Origin of the sequence: Delftia sp. ASV31, assembly GCF_016428765.1 — a bacterium.
GTDB lineage: Bacteria > Pseudomonadota > Gammaproteobacteria > Burkholderiales > Burkholderiaceae_C > Comamonas > Comamonas acidovorans.
On sequence record NZ_JAELTK010000176.1, the window covers coordinates 1 to 2,567 of the forward strand.

Sequence of the window (2,567 nt, forward strand, 5' to 3'; positions counted from 1 at the left end):
CCCCCCCCCCCCCCCCCCCCCCCCCCCCCCCCCCCCCCCCCCCCCCCCCCCCCTTTTAGATGTGTATAAGAGACAGGGTCCAGGCCCAGGTGGTCGGTGGGCGTCATGTTGAAGATGCCGTGGGCGCCGGCCACGTCCTTGGTCTGCTCCAGCGCATCGCGCAGGGCGGCGCGGAACTCGGCCGTGCCGGGCTGGGCCTTCTTGAGCGCGGCGGGAATCGCCGCTTCGAGCACGCGGCCCGCATCCCAGGAATGCGCGCCAAAGGTCGATGCCGTGCCCTTGCCGTTGGCGGCCTCGTAGGCCTCCACATAGGAGACGGCAGACTTCTTGACCGGGTTGCTGTCGGGCAGCTGGTGGGCCACCAGCACGGGGCCGGCGGGCAGCAGCGTGCCTTCCACATCCTTGCCGCCCACGCGCAGGAAGTCGGCATTGGCCACGCCGTGGGTCTGGTAGATCTTGCCCTGGTAGCCGCGCTCCTTGAGCGATTTCTGCGGCAGCGCGGCCGGCGTGCCCGAGCCTGCGATCAGCACCGCATCGGGCTTGGCGGACATGAGCTTGAGCGTCTGGCCCGTGACCGAGGTGTCGCTGCGCGAATAGGCCTCGGTGGCGGTGAGCTTGAGGCCCTTGGCCTCGGCCACCTTGCGGAACTCCTGCAGCCAGCTTTCACCGTAGGCGTCGTTGAAGCCGATGTAGCCCACGGTCTTGATGCCGGCCTTGGCCATGTGCTCGCCGATGGCGGCGGCCATCATGGCGTCGTGCTGGGGCGTCTTGAAGACCCAGAACTTCTTGGCATCCACGGGCTCGACGATCTTGGCCGAGGCCGCCAGCGTGATCATGGGCGTCTTGGCCTCGGAGACCACGTCCACCATGGCCAGCGAGTTGGGCGTGATGCTGGAGCCCAGGATGACATCGACCTTGCTCTCGCTGATCAGCTTGCGCGTGTTGGCCACGGCCGCCGTGGTGTCGGAGGCGTCGTCCAGGATGATGTAGTTGACCTTCTGGCCCGCCACCGTGCGCGGCATCAGCGCCACGGTGTTCTTTTCGGGAATGCCCAGGGAGGCCGCCGGTCCGGTGGCCGAGACCACCACGCCCACATTGATGTCGGCCAGGGCCGAGCCCCAGACCGTGGCCAGGGTCGCGGCCAGCAGGCCCAGTTTCGTCAAACGCTTCATGTCTGTCTCCTTGTGTTGGATGGGGCGTGGCACCTTCAGGCGCCACAATTTACCGTGGTAACTATTTTTTTGCCAGCGGTTTGATGCCCGGGTTTGCCTGGGGTCTGCACGGCCGGCAGGCCTCCGAGGAACAGGTCGGCCACCACGGGGGCCATGGCCTCGTGGTCCAGCGAGCCGTCGGGCCGCAGCCAGGTGAACATCCAGTTCATCATCCCGAACAGCAGCATGGCCAGCGCCTTGGACAGGCCCGCGCCATCGGCGTCAGGCCGCAGCTGGGCCACCGCCTGGGCAAAGGTCTCGACCACGGCGCGCTCCTTGCCCAGCACGCGCTGGCGGTCGTCGTCCTGCAGGAAGCGCACGTCCTCGGTCAGCACGCGGTGGGCATGGCGGGCATGGGCGTATTCCTGCACGAAGCGCTCGATCAGCATGCGCAGCCGCGGCTCGGGCGGCAGGCCCATGGACTGCACTTCGTCCACCAGGGACTGCAGCCGCGTCATGTGGCCATCGGTGATGTCCACCAGCAGCGCGTACTTGTCGCGGAAGTAGTGGTAGATGGTGGGCTTGGACAGGCCGCAGGCCTGGGCCACCTCGTTCATCGAAGTGCCGGGGTAGCCGCTGCGCGCGAACAGCGCGGCGGCATGGCCCAGGATCAGTTCGCGCTGGTCGTCGTATCCGGAAGATCGGCCTCGGGCCATGGGACTCCTGTGCGCGCTCAGCGGCTGCGGTGGTCGATCACGCGGCGGGCCTTGCCCACCAGGGTGCGCTCTATGGAATCGGGCCGCAGCACCTCGACCTCGGCGCTCACGCCGACCAGGGTCTTGATGCGCTGCTGCACCCACAGGGCCAGCGCGTCGGTGTCGCCCTGCGTGCCCGGCTGCATCTCGCAGCGCACGGCCAGCCGGTCCAGGTTGCCGTCGCGCGTGACAACCAGCTGGTACTGGCCCGACAGCTGGGCGTTCTGCAGCACGATCTCCTCGATCTGGGTGGGAAACAGGTTCACGCCGCGGATGATGAGCATGTCGTCGCTGCGCCCCACGATCTTGCCCATGCGCCGGAAGCTGCGCGAGGTCGGCGCCAGCAGCCGCGTCAGGTCCCGCGTGCGGTAGCGCACGATGGGCATGGCCTCCTTGGACAGCGACGTGAAGACCAGCTCCCCCTCGCTGCCATCGGGCAGCACCTCGCCCGTGTCCGGGTCGATGATCTCGGGGTAGAAATGGTCTTCCCAGATCACCGGCCCGTCCTTGCTCTCCACGCATTCGCTGGCCACTCCCGGGCCCATGACTTCGGACAGGCCGTAGATGTCCACGGCATCCAGCCCCGCCTTGCCCTCGATCTCGCGGCGCATGGCCTCGGTCCAGGGCTCGGCGCCGAAGATGCCGATCCGCAAAGAGCTCT

At 68.0% G+C, this 2,567-nt stretch carries 3 protein-coding genes; all 3 read right to left on the reverse strand.

Annotated features, from left to right (window positions below):
- Window positions 1-1,172: ABC transporter substrate-binding protein (locus JHD82_RS28775; protein ID WP_233174945.1), on the reverse strand; the 1,172-nt coding region annotated here is incomplete at its 3' end.
- A 35-nt stretch (window positions 1,173-1,207) separates the two neighbouring features.
- Window positions 1,208-1,867 carry a TetR/AcrR family transcriptional regulator gene (locus JHD82_RS28780; RefSeq protein WP_012202503.1) on the reverse strand — a complete coding sequence of 220 codons (660 nt, stop codon included), beginning with the start codon at window positions 1,865-1,867 and terminating at the stop codon, window positions 1,208-1,210.
- Window positions 1,868-1,884: 17 nt separating this feature from the next.
- Window positions 1,885-2,567: AMP-binding protein (locus tag JHD82_RS28785; RefSeq protein WP_374191678.1), on the reverse strand; the 683-nt coding region annotated here is incomplete at its 5' end.

Bases quoted from the DNA above. Each gene is read 5' to 3' on its own strand.
- JHD82_RS28780 (WP_012202503.1), bottom strand. From the start codon at position 1,867: ATGGCCCGAGGCCGATCTTCCGGATACGACGACCAGCGCGAACTGATC.